General features: G+C 43.6%; 9 protein-coding genes and 1 tRNA gene. 6 read left to right on the top strand and 4 right to left on the bottom strand.

Annotated elements, in window-relative coordinates; all coding sequences use genetic code 11:
* Positions 1-53 precede the first annotated feature (53 nt).
* Positions 54-962 (bottom strand): nucleotidyltransferase, encoded by a 909-nt coding sequence (locus D0T66_RS06270; RefSeq protein ID WP_163356399.1) that lies wholly within the window; start codon positions 960-962, stop codon positions 54-56.
* Positions 963-1,789: 827 nt separating this feature from the next.
* On the opposite strand from D0T66_RS06270, the gene D0T66_RS06265 reads away from it, so the two are divergent.
* The 3 genes from D0T66_RS06265 to D0T66_RS06255 all read left to right on the top strand — a co-directional run bounded on the left by D0T66_RS06265 (position 1,790) and on the right by D0T66_RS06255 (position 3,860).
* On the top strand, positions 1,790-3,298 hold the full coding sequence (locus D0T66_RS06265) for a DUF3078 domain-containing protein (RefSeq protein ID WP_163356398.1): 1,509 nt from the start codon (positions 1,790-1,792) through the stop codon (positions 3,296-3,298).
* Between the two features lie 106 nt (positions 3,299-3,404).
* Positions 3,405-3,476: transfer RNA gene (locus D0T66_RS06260), tRNA-Met, on the top strand.
* A gap of 81 nt (positions 3,477-3,557) precedes the next feature.
* Positions 3,558-3,860, top strand: coding sequence for a DUF6506 family protein (locus tag D0T66_RS06255; RefSeq protein ID WP_163356397.1), 303 nt, complete (start codon positions 3,558-3,560; stop codon positions 3,858-3,860).
* 86 nt (positions 3,861-3,946) lie between these two features.
* On the opposite strand, the gene D0T66_RS06250 is transcribed toward D0T66_RS06255, so the two are convergent.
* Both D0T66_RS06250 and D0T66_RS06245 read right to left on the bottom strand, forming a co-directional pair.
* A complete protein-coding gene (locus D0T66_RS06250; RefSeq protein ID WP_163356396.1) occupies positions 3,947-4,381 on the bottom strand; it encodes a hypothetical protein in 435 nt (144 codons plus the stop codon).
* 165 nt (positions 4,382-4,546) lie between these two features.
* A complete protein-coding gene (locus D0T66_RS06245) occupies positions 4,547-5,248 on the bottom strand; it encodes a hypothetical protein (RefSeq protein ID WP_163356395.1) in 702 nt (233 codons plus the stop codon).
* A 337-nt stretch (positions 5,249-5,585) separates the two neighbouring features.
* Here D0T66_RS06245 and D0T66_RS06240 point away from each other — a divergent pair, with 337 nt between their 5' ends.
* A complete protein-coding gene (locus D0T66_RS06240) occupies positions 5,586-6,749 on the top strand; it encodes a retron St85 family RNA-directed DNA polymerase (RefSeq protein WP_163356394.1) in 1,164 nt (387 codons plus the stop codon).
* Positions 6,750-6,755: 6 nt separating this feature from the next.
* On the opposite strand, the gene D0T66_RS06235 is transcribed toward D0T66_RS06240, so the two are convergent.
* The gene (locus D0T66_RS06235) at positions 6,756-12,563 is read right to left on the bottom strand and encodes a DUF3320 domain-containing protein (protein ID WP_163356393.1); all 5,808 of its coding nucleotides are present in this window, start codon (positions 12,561-12,563) and stop codon (positions 6,756-6,758) included.
* Positions 12,564-12,773: 210 nt separating this feature from the next.
* Here D0T66_RS06235 and D0T66_RS06230 point away from each other — a divergent pair, with 210 nt between their 5' ends.
* Together D0T66_RS06230 and D0T66_RS06225 are read left to right on the top strand one after the other, a co-directional pair.
* The gene (locus tag D0T66_RS06230; protein WP_163356392.1) at positions 12,774-15,740 is read left to right on the top strand and encodes a TonB-dependent receptor; all 2,967 of its coding nucleotides are present in this window, start codon (positions 12,774-12,776) and stop codon (positions 15,738-15,740) included.
* Positions 15,741-15,771: 31 nt separating this feature from the next.
* The gene (locus D0T66_RS06225) at positions 15,772-17,109 is read left to right on the top strand and encodes a DUF4876 domain-containing protein (protein WP_163356391.1); all 1,338 of its coding nucleotides are present in this window, start codon (positions 15,772-15,774) and stop codon (positions 17,107-17,109) included.
* Positions 17,110-17,112 lie beyond the last annotated feature (3 nt).

The raw sequence follows: 17,112 nt of genomic DNA, 5'->3' as shown, positions 1-17,112 counted from the left end.
AACTGAGATTAGCTGTCTGCTAAATCATTATATTATACAAATTAGCTATAAAATCAGTTTTTCCACAGCGGCGACGGATATTCTCCTGTTTCGACCAATTTCTTCAATTTATCCACCACCGACGGACGGTCTTCGGCATAAGTCACGCCGAACCATTTGGATGGTGTATCGAGGACTTTTACGTCGGCCTCTTTCGTCGAAATAAGGTGTTCTATCATCAGCGGAATAAAGAATTCGGCTTTGTTGTTATTGATATTTTCTTCAAGGAACTTCACGAAATATTTGTGCGAATGCTCGAAATAATCAGGTGTCAATCCCCACATATTCATCGATACGGGAGTATTTTCCGCTAAATCATACCAATAATTTTCAGCATCCTTATATTTGATAACGCCGTCTACACGCTCGATATGCGTGCGCTCTACCACACTGGTCAGATAACCGTTGCTGTCGGTCTCGCAAACTCCGCGGGCTACTGCGCCGCTTTCTGATAAGGTATTGCTCAAACGGTATCCTACCATGCAATAATGTCCTGTTTTTCCATCGAGTTCCTGCAACTTTTTCGCTAATATCGCAAAGCTCTCGCGTCCGTAGAAGTCGTCGGCATTGATTACCGCAAACGGCTCATTGATAACACTATGCCCCATCATCACGGCATGGTTGGTTCCCCATGGCTTTTCGCGCTCGGGATTCAGGGTAAAACCTTCGGGTAGTGTGTTCAATTCCTGAAATACAAGTTCCACGGGAATATGGTTTTCGTACTTGGAGATGATTTTTTCGCGAAAATCGTTCTCGAACGTACGGCGGATAACAAATACCAGTTTTCCGAATCCGGCACGCACAGCGTCATAAACGGAATAGTCCATAATTGTTTCGCCATTCGGGCCTACGCCGTCGAGTTGTTTGAGTGATCCATAGCGGCTACCCATTCCGGCAGCAAGAATAAAGAGTGTTGGTTTCATCTATTTTATTTTTTTAAGAGGTTTAATTAATTTAAGATGCACAAAATTACAACCATTTCCCGAACAATCAAGCAAAACGCTCTCTAAAAACGGGACATCCGTGTCAATTTATTGTATTAAACCTGCCACTCTTGTCAAGCACATGTACTCCTGTTAATAAGCAACTTAAACATCAAAAAACTTTACAATACACATTTTTCTATGAAATGCATTTTTTTATTTTAAGCACGAAGGGCTCAAAAATTCCACACCAAGGGCAGAAAACGTTTCTTTACAAGACTGATATCGCTGTCAAGTTATGTCAAAAACCTTATTTCACTGATTATCAATCGAATTTTAGTTAAAACTTGACACTCTTGACAGATTTGACGCGATACAGTGTTTTTTGTCTTGTCATTTTTTTATTACTAAACCACCAAGGGCACAAAGTAAAGAACATAGGGAAACAGCTTACAGTTATCTGTTAACTGCTCGCTGTTAACTGTATTACTTCTCCCTGTATAGATAAAGTTATTCAATTAATTTGCTAATTAGCTAATGTGTATAATGCCGTTTACTCACTTACCCTTAAATTGCAAAGCTATAAAGAAAGAGATAATTTGCGAAAGATGTAAGATTCACCCTGTTTATCTATATACAAGGAAGTAAGATATATGCAAGAATTTATAATATTTTATCATTTAAGGATTTATTAAATTTAGATATAAAGAGATTAATTATTACTTTTGTACACTCGAGTTATGGTAGTCTGTTCTTTTTCGGTAAACGAAATATAGATAATGAGGAAATTATACAGTATTATTTTTTTAATATCGGGTCTTTTTTTTATGTATTTTCCCTTGATGGGGCAAAATACAAGAAATGATTCACCCCCAATACAAAAAGATAGCCTGCTGAATGAGATTACCGATATCAACAAAAAGGTTCAGGAAGTAACACGCATCGACACTATCGGCGGACGAGCATTCAGGCAAATGCTCGACACATACCTCAACGAACTGTCTAACCAACCGATATACCAATTAAACCGGAACGAAAAAGGATTGCTAAATGTGCCGCGGGATGAGTGGACGCCTTTTGACGATCATATCAGCTTCAACGATACGGTTATATTGAATCCGGCCTATCTGCCTGTCATTTTCGACGGACGGTTGTTACCGGAGAAACTCAGTTTTCTTTCGGCCGATTCATCATACGTGAACCCGGCGGATTACTCATCTACATACCGGTTGATAGCTCCCGACAGTACATTTTCTCCCGAAATAGAACAAGTAAAGCAAGCGAAAGCATTAAGGCGTTCCTACTATGTGAGTAATCCGACAAGCATAAATTATAACGGCTTGGTTTTCGATAAAAACCCTGTACTGAAAGAGCAAAACATCAAAAGGTCCAGCATTTTCGATGATTTATTAGCGACGGAAGATCCCATCGGAATCAGTGCTCCGGCGTTGGATCCGCTGAGAATAAAGAAATCGCATTGGAAGTTTACGGGAAGACACGAACTGAAATTCACTCAGAGCAAAATATCGAGCAACTGGGAATCGGGTGGAGATAGCAAATATAGCATCTTAAGCGATCATAAGATAACACTGGATTACAAAAAGAATAAAATCAAGTGGAACAACTCGTTTGAGTGGCGATTAGAACTGGAACAAAACCCAGCAGACAAGGAACATAGTATCAATATAACAAACGATTATATAAAAGCATATAGCGTTTTCGGCTTAGAAGCTTATAAGAAATGGTCGTATTCCTCGAACCTCGAAATTGCAACTCCTCTCTTATCCGGATTCAAAATAAATTCGAAAGATAAATTGAGGTCTTTCCTTGCTCCTTTGGATATTACTTTTGGTGTTGGTATGAACTACGAAGCCAAACATCAATCAAAATCGGATAAGTACAAAAACTGGAAATTATCAATCGATTTATCCCCTTTATCCTTAAAATACAGGTACATAAGCGATGTATCCGTAATCAACGGATCTACCGGTTATGGTATGAAAGAGGAAAACATCGAGATAGAAATTGCGCCAGGGGTGAAAGTACCTATGAATAAAAAGAAACTCGCCAAATTAGATATCGGTTCGGATATCAAAGCAAACATGGATTGGCGGTTTAACAGGTACATGGTATATAATGGGCGTTTCAGATTCTTTACCAGCTACAAGAAAGTATTGATAGAGAATGAAAACAAGTTCACATTTGAACTGAACCGCTATTTGGGCTTTACAGCATCTGTATATCTCCGCTACAACGATGAAGCAAACAAAAAAGGCAAAGCGGGATACTTACAATACAACGAAAATTTCCGTTTCGGGATTAATTACACTTGGTAACTCCCTCCTATCATCCTATCAACCAGCCAACAAACTTTTCTTTAGAAATAAAAGTGTAAATTATTTTGTTTTCACGCGAAATTATCGTACTTTTGTGTCACAATATCGCGGGGTGGAGCAGTGGTAGCTCGCCAGGCTCATAACCTGGAGGTCATCGGTTCGAATCCGGTCTCCGCAACACAGAAAAAAGCAATTGAATATTCAATTGCTTTTTTTGTTTTTAAGAGATTTAATAACATTATTAAAATTATCAATCATTATGGCAACAAAAGCTGCATTTATCTACATTGCTCCGGAAAATGATCCCGCAAAGCATCACGCATTTATAGATTCCCCGGTAATCAAACTCTCTATAGTGGGAGTGGTAGATTACAATCAAGCCGAGGAAATAGCCCTCAAACTGGTATCAGAGGGAGTTACTGCAATAGAACTATGTGCAGGTTTCGGCAACGAGGGCACTGCACGTATTGCTAAAGCTGTTGGCAACAAAGCAATCGTAGGAGTAGTCCGGTTCGACTTTCATCCGGCTTTTAATCATCAAAGCGGAGACAAACTATTTTAGGACGCGACATTCATGCTAATAAAGGAAAGCAATCGGTATAGCCGGTTGCTTTTTTTCTGGGGGGGTATACTATCAGTCAATGAGTTCTATTTTAGAAATTCCAATATTTGTTTTTTTCTTTTAGGCACATTTATAATATTTGACACGAATAATCCCCAATCGAAATCCTCTTCTTCCTCCATTGTAATTTGATAAAATTCATCAATTGTATATTTAAACGATAACAATAATTTTTCCCTTTCGTAAAGCATAAATTGTTTTTCGTACAATGCCAAAGATGAAGTCGAGTTTATAAGCGTTGGTGTTGAAAGCTTTACAGTGACATCTGAATCAATAATAATATTTGTTTCATTGAATGAAAAGTGTAGAGCATCATCTTTCAAATATAGTGATGAGAAAGCATTCTCCAATTCACAGAACCATCCTGCAATTTTTATTGGCAAAGAGTTATCAATATGCTCTTGCTTACTTGAGCTTTCAATATATCTACCAAATCGGCGAAAATCCTTCAGCAGTTTCATATAATAATTATTCTTGAATTTAGATATATACAAAAATTACAATTCTTTCTCCTAATTCCTCAATAAAACCGTTCGATAATTCGATAGAGTATTTAATACAGAAAGAAGTAGTTGATTCTTTTTTTGGTTTATATCAGGAGGTCGGATAGTTCAATAAATTAATTTTTAATCGTTAGATAAGTTACCAATTATAGTATCGGGAGAAATATATTTTTTATCTATTGGCTTTTGGGTGCAAGCTCGAAGACGATCTTCTGTTGTTGTAGCATATTGCTTTAATTCTTCAAGTTTTTCATCTATAAACGAACGCCATATATAGTAGGCATTTTCTTTTTTTTGCAAATAGACATCATTCGTGTATTCTTTAACAAGTTTGTCTCTATACTTTTTAGTATCATTACTTACTGTACTGAACATAATGGATATTGTCCCGTATGGGCTTCCCATCTTTTTCTGATATTCCTCAAGTTGCATTCGTGCATGTCTTGCTGACAATTCATATATATCAAAAACAATCTGTTGCTTTTTTATATACAGGGAGTCATTTTCGGATAATATATATGAGGTTGGTTTTTCAAACATTGGCACAAAATAAGCTTTCTCCAACAACCGTCCCCTGTCTTTTTCCGTTTTAGGTATATCAAGAACTGCATAAACTCCAATAAAAGCCACACAGCACATATCCAAAGAATCACAATAAAGCCTACTCTTATCATAAGCACTACCATTTCCCTGAAAATCTTTTTCTGTTAGCAATTTATCCTCTTGCCAGAAAATATGTGTACTTGTTTCGTTATAGTCTTGGGCATTTACTCTCAAATAAAATAAGAACATTAAGATAAGTAGTAAAAAATACTTTATTTTCATTAGAAATAGCAATTTATATTTTCTCAAATATATACATAAAATCCTATTATTCGTTTCCAATTCTCAATAAAACCGTTCGATAATTCGATAGAGTGTTCAACAAAAGACATTCTTTTTATACAAGCCATATCAGGATCGATAAATTTTCATATCTTCGCACAAGTAAGAGGATGAGCTAAAGATTTAGCAAAAGAAGAGGTGTATTCGCCTCATACACTCATGTTCTTTCTGGGGATTTAGGCGTAATTGTATGTTATGTGCTAAATCTTACAGATTATAGATAACATACAATTATGCCTAATAGTAAACACTCATCCTCTTTTTTGCTTTTTCCTGTATGACCGGACTTGTTATCATATCAGTTGCCGTTATCATCATCTGGCTTATCTACAAATACAGCCGGAAAGAGGATGATTACAGCCGTACAACCGACCATTACAACAGGAATCCCAAAGGATATAACAAGGAGATCAACACCTCCCCCTCCTATGCCAATAACAGAAAGCATAGTACACCACCCCCAAAGGTGGAGAAAAAAGGAATATTCTCGCAGCTATTCGAAAGAAAACCGAGCCTTCCCTTCGATGATAAAGCCATAACATGGTGCGCCAATTTCTTGTCAGTAGACGAAAATGCTCTCAGGCTAATCCTCGCCTACCAGAGCAATTATTACAAAAAATTCCTGTTAGGTAAGCGAAGCGGAGGCTACCGCACCATATCCGCCCCGCAGGAGCCATTGATTTCCATTCAGCGAACCATCTACCGCCGCATCCTTGCTCCCGTCAACATCCATCCTGCTGCCACGGGATTCAGGCACAAAAAGTCGGTTGCCGACAATGCCAGACCGCATTTAGGGAAAGACTATATGCTGAAAGTGGATATTATCGACTTTTTCGGCTCGATAAAACGGGATACCATCCGGAAAACATTCCAGAAAATCGGTTACCCGCTCAATATTGCCGAAGTCCTGACTTTCTTGTGCTGCCTGCGAGGACAGTTGCCGCAAGGTGCGCCTACAAGCCCGGCACTCAGCAACATAGTAGCATACGAAATGGATCAGCAGCTATATGCTTTAGCCACCGAAAACAATTTGACCTATACGCGTTATGCGGATGATATAACCCTCTCGGGCAATAGCTTGGCAAAAGACGAAATATTACCTGCCATACAAAGGATAGTCGGAGAGGCGCGATTCAGAATAAAACACAAAAAGACAAGGTATATGACACCCAACAGACGGAAAATAATCACAGGCATATCCGTCAGTTCGGGCGAAAAACTGACAATCCCCAAAACAACCAAACGGGAAATACGAAAAAATGTACATTTCATCACGACCCGCGGACTAAACCGCCACCAACAGCACATCAAATCGCAAGATCCGTCGTATCTGAAGCGATTGATCGGGCAACTCTGCTTCTGGCATTCCATAGAACCACAAAACGAATACGTCCAGAAATCCCTCGATGTGCTAAAAAAGATAGAAAAACGTATCAGGTAGTGCAATTCAGCCAATCAAAGCCCTTCCTGCTTCCACCTTTATATATCCCCTTTCCAGAGCAATCTTCAACCCTCTGTGCATGGCCGCATCTACGTTCGCTCCGCTACGCGAAAATCCGAATAAGTGAGCCACCAAGCGGGATAAATCGGTCGTAGGCAGGCTTATTTCATCTTTCAATAACTGCTTCATAGCATTGGCAACCTCCTCGGGAGGCAGCTCCGTAGCATCCCGCCCCGAGTTGATGCGGTAGGTACTATACCCGTGGTATTGTTGCTCGTTGTTCCACAGGAATACAAGTCCTTCATTTTCGGATTGATACAATCCCTTTTCCGAAAGCAATTCTCCGATATAAGTATCGATGCGGCTTCCCATACGGGAGATACCCCACGCTGCAATAATCCTTTTACACAGCAAAGCGCGGCTTATTGGCGCTTCATGCTCCATAATTTCATCTATCTGTTTCAGTATAAGGGTTCTGTGTTCGGAATGGAAGAATGCTTCCGTCGGTTGATGGACAAGGCGAAGCGGCGTAGGCGTATAAGCGGTCGCAACCTCCTCTGTCGGCTTTGTGGTAACTATTATCGGTTCGGGAGTTTCCAGCGGCTCGGTCTCTACACTTGCAGCAGTCACAGCTGAAATATCCACAGCCTTTCCGGCATGCTCGATAGCCTCGAGTATAGAAGCAATGACAGCTTCGGCATTTTCCCACCAGTCCATTGTCCACACACGGATAATATTCCAGCCCAGCTGTTTCAATACAGAAGTCTGCACTATCTCGCGGTCGCGCATCGTTTTCGTCCGTTTATAATTCTCCCCATCACACAGAATACCAAGCACATATTTCGACGGATTCGCCCTATCGACGACCGCAATATCTACCCGGTAGCCCGAGCACCCGACATTGGTATGGATGGTATAGCCCGAGGCGTTCAACCTGTCGGCTATTATATGCTCTATACTTCTACTCACATCGTTCTGTATAAGAGACTTATCCGAAACAAAACGCTCTCCCCTTTCGGCATATTCGAGGAAACGTTTCAATCCTGCCACCCCAACCGCAGAAGTACGATTCAAATCTATCTGCTCCGAACGAAGCGTCGAATAAATAATCATCTCATAACGCGCCCGCGAAACGGCTACATTCAGCCGCCGCTCACCACCTAAGCGATTCAAAGGCCCGAAGTTCAGACTTACCTTTCCGTTCTTATCCGGCCCGTATCCTACCGAGAAGAGGATTACATCCCGCTCGTCGCCCTGTACATTTTCCAGATTCTTGATGAATACAGGCTCTTCCCGTTCATAAGCCAACGCTTCCAGTTCGGGATGGGAAACAAACAATTCGGACAATAAGTCCTCGATAAGCGACTGCTGCACAATGCTAAAGGTAACGACGCCGATACTCTTCGTCCGTAGCTCCTCGTCCCGCAAACGTCGGGCTATTTCGGAAACAACAGCCTGTGCCTCTGCCCTATTTTGGCGGCTTTTCCCTTTATCATAATGCCCTTCGACAGGTACTAAGCGGACTTTGGACTCGATATTATCGGGCGACGGGAAAGTCAGCAATTTATTATCATAATACTCGGAATTGCTAAAGGCAATAAGGCTTTCGTGCTTACTGCGATAATGCCATAGCAGGTATTTCGATGGAACAGACAGCGACAGGCAATCGTCGAGAATGCTCTCTAAATCTTCCATTTCGATATAATCTTCATCCACCGTATTAGTAGAGAAGAAATTAGTCGGAGGCATCTGTTTCGGGTCGCCCACAATCACAATATTCGCTCCGCGTGCGATAGCGCCTACCGCCTCGTAAGTCGGCATTTGCGATGCCTCGTCGAAGATAACCAAATCGAACTTCTCGGCATCGGGATCGATATATTGCGCCACCGAGATAGGGCTCATCAGCATGCACGGGCACATACGCGAAAGGAGCGTCGGAATCTGGTCGAACAGACGACGGATAGAGATACCCCGTGCCCGATTACGGATGTTGCGCTGCAAGATGCCGACTTCCGAGTTTTGTGTCGCCTCACGTGTAAAGTTAGGAATGCCAGACGCCAAGCGAGCAAATAATTCCTTCCTTGTCAAGTCCTCGAATCGGGCTATTAAAGCCCTGTATTTGAGAATAACGTCATCGAACAACTGCCCCTTGAATAGTTCCAGTCGGGGCTCTTTTTCTAATATATGCTCTATAAAAGCCTTGTTCAATCCTTTGATGAATATATGCTTTATTTTGTCCGTGGGGATATTGTTTTCTTTGTAGAAATCGGCAACAAAAGCGATATTCGCCGCTTCCATCCTCGCATAAACCGCCAGCCACTGATACCAGTCTTTGAGCTTATCCCAATTCGACAGCCAGTTATTCAATTTCGACAAGGCTGTATCTATCCATGCCGTAGAATCGGAATATAATATATCGGCACCCACCGACAGCTTAGTATTCAACTGATTTTCAAATATGTTCAACTTATCCAGCAAGCTATTTACTTCCTGCAACGAATTGGCATGAATGGCTCTGAACGAGCCTATACCTTCGGACAGCTGTTTTGCCAACGCCTCCTTTATAGATGCCCCTTTTGCTATATCCTGCGCATAGTTCAGGATAAGCGAATTGATAATGGACGTATCCTCAACGATTTGCCCGATAACAGCCCAATCCTCGATACCTTTCCTGCCGTATCGCCCGAACAGTGCCGGGAATCGCTCTGCACGTGAATTCAGATAGGCTTCCTCCACCTGATAAGCTATCAGTTGCTCGAGCGAACCGCGAACGGCTGCTGCCTCGATTTTTCCTGTCTTAGCGTATGGTTTCAGTAGCTTCTTAACCTTTCGTTGCCCGAAGAATTTAGGTAAAAACCATTTTGCCGAAGATACGTCCCAATCCACCAATAAGCGGGCAGCATTATCCAGAGTAAGGATTTGCTCCGAGAACGAACCCAAGAGTTCTTTTTTCAGCCCATCCCTTTTTTCGCCGTGCGGGATAACCTCGCGATATTCTTCCAGTGCCTCGTGCAAACGCGGAGCGGTCAGCAATTCGGGCGTAAGTTCGGGGATAGTCAATAGTTGACCGACCAGCTTGGAGATTACAGCAATCTGCTTCTTATTATACTGCGTCCCGCTTTCGCCCAACAAATCAGAAAAGACCTGTATCTTACCTTTCAGCTCCGACAACAACCCGATAGCATTGGAAAGAAGCTGCTGTGTATCGTCCTTTATCACTGCCGAATAATCGGTTATCCTGATTCCCGTGAGCGGATGATTGTGAGGGTGTCCGTATGCCTGCGCCACGCTTATCATTTCCTCCAGCGCATCATCCCACTCTGCCAGAAGCTCTTTCGTAACAATCTCCGGCAATGTTTTGGGAACAGCTATTTCAACATCCGAATCAATTGACAAATAAGCCGTTATAGCATCATAGAGTGACGTCCCGAAAGGATATTTCTTATGCAAAGTATCGACATAACCATTGATTTGTTGGCGCAATGCCAGTATGCGGTCGGCTTCCTGCCGGAAATCTTCGGGAGAAGAGGTTTTCACAACTTCTGTCGTTTGCCGCAACTGTTCGAGTATCAATGTTTTCTTCGTCTTATTCGAGTGCAGTTCGAGGCAGAAAGGCGCTAATCCGATAGCCTCCAACCGCTTTTGCACGACCGACAGAGCAGCCATTTTCTCGGCAACAAACAGGACACGTTTGCCACGGTACAAGGCATTGGCTATGATGTTCGTTATCGTCTGGGATTTACCTGTCCCCGGAGGGCCATGCAAAATAAAACTCTTGCCATTGACGGCTTCGTATATTGCCTCCAACTGCGACGAGTCGGCATTTATCGGCAGCACAATATCGGCAGGCGACAGCTCCTTATCCAAGTCCGAAGCGTCTTTCATATCCTCGGCTACCTCCCACTCTATCTGCCCGTTCATCAGGCTCGAAACAAGCTTGTTTTCTATCAGTTTATGCGCATTATGGTGGATATCATTCCACATAATGAATTTATTGAACGAGAATATACCCAATATCGTCTGCTCCCGCACATCCCATTTCCGCTGATTCTTGATACCATTGCGGATGATGGAATAAATAAGCCGCACATCTACCCCACTTTCGTCCACAGGCAAAGGGTTGAGTCCATTGATGGTGATTCCGAAATTCTGACGGAGCATTTCGAGCAAGGTGATGTTCATCATCGTCTCTTCCTCGCGGCTACGGATAACATAACCTTTACTCGCCGATTTGCGGATGATTTCGACAGGAAGCAGGAGTATAGGCGCATAGCGCGGACGCTCGCTGCTCGGCGTTTCATACCATTCCAGCAAACCGAGTGCGATGTAGAGGGTATTCGCTCCGTTCTCTTCCATCGCCGTACGCGACGAACGATAGAGATGTGTCAGCGCATTCGCCAGTTCCCGCTCCGTAAAGTAAGAACGCAAACGGTGTTGCCCCAATTCGGACTTCACCAAATCCAGCACCGGATCGGACGCCGAAAGCGGATGATACAACCCAAAGTTATACAAGGGGTTATCCCAATCGGTAGGTTTGGGCAGAATCATGAACTCCGCCCCATCAGCCAACGCATCCTCGAAATGAGGCAGGTCGGCAGAAATAATTTGCAGCGTATTCTTGGTCATCCTGATATTCAGCAGGTTATTCCGCAAACTCAAGTCGAGCAATTTCCGCTCCCACAGGAGTTGTTTGGTCATTACCACTTCCTCGCTGATGCCCGAAAGGTCGTAAGGGGAAATGCTCTCCGGTGCTACCGGCGAATCGGTCGGCAGCGGTGTATTATCTTCCTGTATCTCCCACAATATACCATTCAATATGCGTTGAGGGATAGGACGTATTCCCGAGAAACGGGCACGCTTGACATCGATAGCCAATACAAAATCGGCCTGGTTCAGTAGTTTCTTATCAGCTATATCTACGGCCGCATCAAATCCGGCGCTGTTGCCCATATTCATGCAGGTTGTTTCTACAAGGGCTATCTCGTTGATGCCATCGGCAGCACGTTTTGTCAGAAAAGCAGCATCGTCGATCGCGCTATCGGGGAAAGTATCGGGGATGAGCCATGCCCCGGCAAAAGCATGCCCGTTCGTCACCACAATAAGCGGATGAAGCCCGATTGCTTCGAGGCACGAAACATAGAGTAGCGTCATATCCAGACAAGTAGCCAGTTTCTGCGCCAAGATGGTGTCTACAAGGCGGATGCGTTGCCCATATTCTTCGAAGCTGGCGGGGATGGTGCTGTATATTATATCCTGCTCTCCTATGGCCGCATACACGGCAGCCATCTGCTTGCGCACACGGTCGGGGTTGCGGCTCTGATACTCGTCGAGCGAAGGATTTTCTGTCCATTGTTCCAGAATCATGGCCGCCCGTTTCAGGATGGGAGCGATTGCCGGATGGTTGGGGGTAACAAACGCCGAAAGCATTTCGGGCAAAACGGCAAGTCCTCCCCACTGGTCGTATGCCAGTATATCGACAGGATAAGTCTGACGGAAAACGGATTCTTCGCCGGCTGTAATTTCCAAGGTAAAATGTCCCGCCAGGCGTTCGGTCAACTGCGTAAAGAAATCGGCAGAGAGATTAAGCAAATCGGCTTCTATCCGGACAGTCTCGTTTGGCGGTATCGCTTCCACAACATAAGGTACCGGTGTACCGAAAGCGGGTTCGGGTGTCAGTGTTATCCGGACGTTTTCTAAGCGTTGTCCTGTTTTATTTTCGATGGATAGCTGCCGTACGATTGCAATCCGGTTTTGCTGCATGGCAAAATTGATTACCGGCAGGTAAGTAAATGCTACATGTATAATTTCTGACATATCGTTTTTGCTGGTCTAAGTCGTATAGCCTTAATTTAGTTAGTGTGATTTGTGTACGTAAAAATAAACAATTATTCTTTCTTATGCATATTTAATCGACGGAATATTCAATACCTAAAAATGGTGAGCCTGCAAGAGATTATTACCTATTATTGGGGATTGCCCAAAACTCCTGAATAAACGAAATTTGCACATCATTAAGATTTATCTATGAATAGATATATACTACTTGTTATCTTTCTCGTAGGATTCGTTCAAGCGACTTTCGGTCAACACAATACAATAGCCGGAAAAATAATCGGCAAAAAGGATAAAAAGCCTGTTGAATTTGCGACTATTTCGCTCCCCGACAATGAGTTGTGGACGCTCTCGGACGAAAAGGGGGAGTTCAGCCTGCAACGTGTCCCCTCCGGAAAAGTATTTTTGACAGTGCATAGCCTCGGATACGTAAAAACAACTTTCGAAGTGAATGTCGACGGCGATGTAATAGGCCTGATATTGTCCCTGCCCGAAGACAATTTAGCGTTGAACGAGGTAGTCGTTACGGCACAGCAAAAAACCGAAGCGCTGACCACCTCGTATACGATAGACCGCACAACGTTAGACCACGCACAGATACTGAACGTCAACGATATATCAAGCCTCTTGCCCGGAGGTAAATCGCGGGGTGATCAGAATCTGGCTTCTAATGACGACAGATTTTCTTTGCGCGGGGGATCAGGCGAGAAAGGAAATCCCTCATTCGGCACAGCCATCGAGGTAGATGGCGTCCGCCTGCAAAACAATTCGGAGTTTGGAGAGACGAAAGGTATAAGCACCCGCAATATCAGCTCTATCAATATCGAATCTATCGAAATCACTCCCGGCATTGCCTCAGTGGAATATGGCGATATGACGAGCGGGATAGTCAAGATAAATACCCGCAAAGGAAAGTCGCCGCTCATCATAGAAATGGCGACAAGACCGAATACCAAGCAGATAGCCTTAACCAAAGGTTTCTCGCTCGGGGATAAGTTCGGTATGCTGAATACAAGCCTCGAGCATACAAAATCGACATCCGATATTGCTTCTCCTTATACGTCGTACGACCGCAACGCATTTTCGCTGACCTATTCTACTTCTTTCAATAAAGCCAATAACAGACCTGTCACCTTGAGCGTGGGCTTCACCGGAAACGTCGGCGGATATAATGACAAATCCGATCCCGACAAATTTACCAATACATACCTGAAAGCGAAAGACAATGTCTATCGCGGGCATTTCAAACTGAATTGGTTATTAGATAAATCGTGGATTACCAACCTCGAAGTATCGGGTTCGATCAATTATGCGGACAAGTTACAGAAGAAGAACGAAAACAAAAGCAGTTCTTCGGCGCAGGCAGCCATTCACACAACGGAGGAAGGTTATTTTATCGCTACCAAGTACGATGAGAATCGCGATGCGCCTATTATATTCCTGCCCGAAGGGTATTGGTATCAACTGCTTTACACCGAAAATAAGCCTATCGATTATGCCGCCAAAGCGAAGGCTTCGTGGGTACGCAAATTCGGTAAACTGACCAATAAGGTATTAATAGGTTCCGATTTCACCAGAAGCGGAAACAAAGGAGACGGAAAGTATTACGACGATATGCGCTATGCTCCCACATGGCGTGCCGACAAATACAGCGATAAACCCTATATGAACAATATAGCCCTGTATGCCGAAGATAAAATAACCCTCCCCGTAAATGACCTGTCCACCTTCCAGCTGACAGCAGGTATCCGTGCCGACATAACCAGCATAAAGGGTTCGGAATACGGTACAGCGAGCGGTTTCTCGCCACGGTTCAATGCTAAATATACTTTCTGGGAGAACGCCGAAAAGCCTGTTCGCAGTTTGAGCCTGTATGCCGGATGGGGAAAGGCGATAAAGCTCCCTTCGTTCGAAGTGCTCTATCCTTCGCAGAATTATGCGGATAAGCTTTCTTTTGCTTCTACAACGGCACTCAATAACGATTCGTACTATGCATACTACTCCATGCCCTACGAGGCAATATACAACCCTGACCTGAAATGGCAGTACAACAAGCAGATGGAGATAGGATTAGAGGCTAACATTCTGGGGGCGAAAGTAAATATATCGGCTTTCCGGAACAAAACCTACAACCCCTATACGGCAGTCAATATATATACCCCTTATACGTATAACTATACAAACGGTAACATTCTGGACGATACTTTTCCTATCCCTTCCAACGACCGGATATTTTCGATAGATCAAACAACAGGCCTTGTCACCGTATCCGACCGAAGCGGGATTCATCCTAACATGCAACTTCCGTATGTAACCCGCGAAGAGTTCAGGGCAAGGAAGAAGTTCATTAACGGTTCGACCGTAAAGCGCAGCGGAATCGACTGGAGTATCGACTTTGCACCCATATCGGCTTTGCGTACTTCCATCCGGTTAGATGGTAATTTCTACCGCTACAAGGGTTTGGAAGAGAACCTAATAGAATGGAAACCAAGTTCGCCCGACGGAAATCCATACAAATACATTGGCTATTATGTGGGAACGTCTAATTATTCTACCGAATCGGGTGGCGGTGCAAGTCCCAGCAACGGAAGCATCACAAAAAGAATCAATACCAACCTGACTATCACTACCCACATACCTAAAATACGGCTTATTATTTCCGCTAAGATAGAAAGCTCCTTATACAACTACGACCGCAGATTAAGCGAATATAACGGCAGCAATTGGGGCTATGCGCTCGACGATATTTCAGACGATTTCAGTGCCAACACTGACATCTACAGCGGCGACAAATATGTAGCCGTATACCCGCTCTATTACTCGACATGGGACGATCCTGATACGAAGATTCCTTTTGCCGACAAATTCAAATGGGCTAAGGACAACGACTATAATCTGTATCTGGAATTGCGCGATTTAGTGAGGAAAACAAATGCCAAGAGTTATTTCAAGCCCGAAAAAATATCGGCTTATTTCTCGGTTAATATAAGTGTGACGAAAGAAATCGGCGATTTTGCTTCCATCTCTTTCTATGCAACCAATTTCCTCAACAGCATGAAAAGGGTGAGAAGGTCGCAGAATAATCTCGAAGTCTCTCTCTACGATAGCTCTTATATACCTAAGTTTTATTACGGATTATCACTCCGGTTGAAATTATAATTATATGTCTAACTAATTAATATTCAAAATTGTGAAAAAGTATCTTTATTTAATTTTAAGCTGCACATTGTTCCTGTGCTATTCATGTAGCGACGACGACGATGGATATAAAACATTCCCTGTGTCCATACAGTTGGTATATCCTACCGACGGGCAATTGTCTGCAACAACAGGCGTAAAAGTAACCCTGACCGACACAAACGAAAAGGCGTACACCGTAGAAACCGACGCCGGCGGAAAGGCTGATTTCATCCTTCCTTCGGGGGTATATAATGCTTCCGTAACCGACAAACGGGCTATCGACGGATACAGTTATACCTATAACGGATCGAAAAACGGTATCGCCCTGACAGATCTGTGGACTGGTTTAGAGCCTGTAGAAGTAACGCTGAGCGAGGTAAAAACCGGCCAGATAGTTATCAAAGAGCTTTACGTAGGCGGATGCCAGAAAGATGACGGGTCAGGGGTATTCCAGATGGATAAGTATGTGATATTATATAACAACTCCGACCAACAAGCCAAATTAGATAATTTATGTTTGGGTATGGTACTACCTTACAATTCGCACGGCTCGAACAATGACTACGTAGGAGGTTCGCTATTGTACGCAAACGAAGGATGGATTCCTGCGGGCAATGGTATCTGGTATTTCCAGAGCCGAATGACCATGAAACCGGGCGAAGAGGTTGTTATTGCGCTGAACGGTGCAATCGACCACACACCGGTATATAGTAATTCTATCGATTTTGCTAATCCTGACTATTATTGCACATACGATCCTGCCAGCGGTTACAGCAATACATCCTATTATCCGGCACCTTCTTCCGTAATTCCTGCTTCTCACTATCTTTTAGCCAAAATGTATGGTGCAGGAAATGCCTGGGCATTGAGCACGCTTTCTCCGGCATTCTTTGTCTTCCACACCGACGGTGTCAGCCCGGCCGACTTTGTGGACGATCCGGCAAACGAAAATTACTACGGAGGAACAGTGAGCAAAGCAAATGCCCGCAGGAAAGTTCCGACCGAATGGATATTAGATGGTATCGAGGTATTCACGGCAAGTAGCACAGCCAACAAAAAACGCCTTACGCCTGCTGTAGACGGAGGAGCGGTATATTTGGAACACCAGCATGGACACGCACTTTATCGCAATGTGGATAAAGAATCGACCGAGGCATTAGCCGGGAATCAAGGTAAATTGGTTTACAGTTACAGCATGGGCACAACTATCGACGGAAACGAAAGTACCGACCCGAGTGGCATCGATGCCGAAGCATCCATCCGCAACGGTGCGCGTATCATCTATCAGGATACCAACAACTCGACCAACGATTTTCACCAACGTAAACAAGCCTCTTTAAGAGATTAAAAA

The organism is Dysgonomonas sp. 25, from assembly GCF_010501075.1.
GTDB lineage: Bacteria > Bacteroidota > Bacteroidia > Bacteroidales > Dysgonomonadaceae > Dysgonomonas.
The sequence above is the reverse complement of the archived record's forward strand: the minus strand, read 5'-3'. Positions and strand labels throughout refer to the sequence as shown.

Bases quoted from the DNA above. Each gene is read 5' to 3' on its own strand.
- D0T66_RS06270 (WP_163356399.1), bottom strand. From the start codon at position 962: ATGAAACCAACACTCTTTATTCTTGCTGCCGGAATGGGTAGCCGCTAT.
- D0T66_RS06265 (WP_163356398.1), top strand. From the start codon at position 1,790: ATGTATTTTCCCTTGATGGGGCAAAATACAAGAAATGATTCACCCCCA.
- D0T66_RS06255 (WP_163356397.1), top strand. From the start codon at position 3,558: ATGGCAACAAAAGCTGCATTTATCTACATTGCTCCGGAAAATGATCCC.
- D0T66_RS06250 (WP_163356396.1), bottom strand. From the start codon at position 4,381: ATGAAACTGCTGAAGGATTTTCGCCGATTTGGTAGATATATTGAAAGC.
- D0T66_RS06245 (WP_163356395.1), bottom strand. From the start codon at position 5,248: ATGAAAATAAAGTATTTTTTACTACTTATCTTAATGTTCTTATTTTAT.
- D0T66_RS06240 (WP_163356394.1), top strand. From the start codon at position 5,586: ATGACCGGACTTGTTATCATATCAGTTGCCGTTATCATCATCTGGCTT.
- D0T66_RS06235 (WP_163356393.1), bottom strand. From the start codon at position 12,563: ATGTCAGAAATTATACATGTAGCATTTACTTACCTGCCGGTAATCAAT.
- D0T66_RS06230 (WP_163356392.1), top strand. From the start codon at position 12,774: ATGAATAGATATATACTACTTGTTATCTTTCTCGTAGGATTCGTTCAA.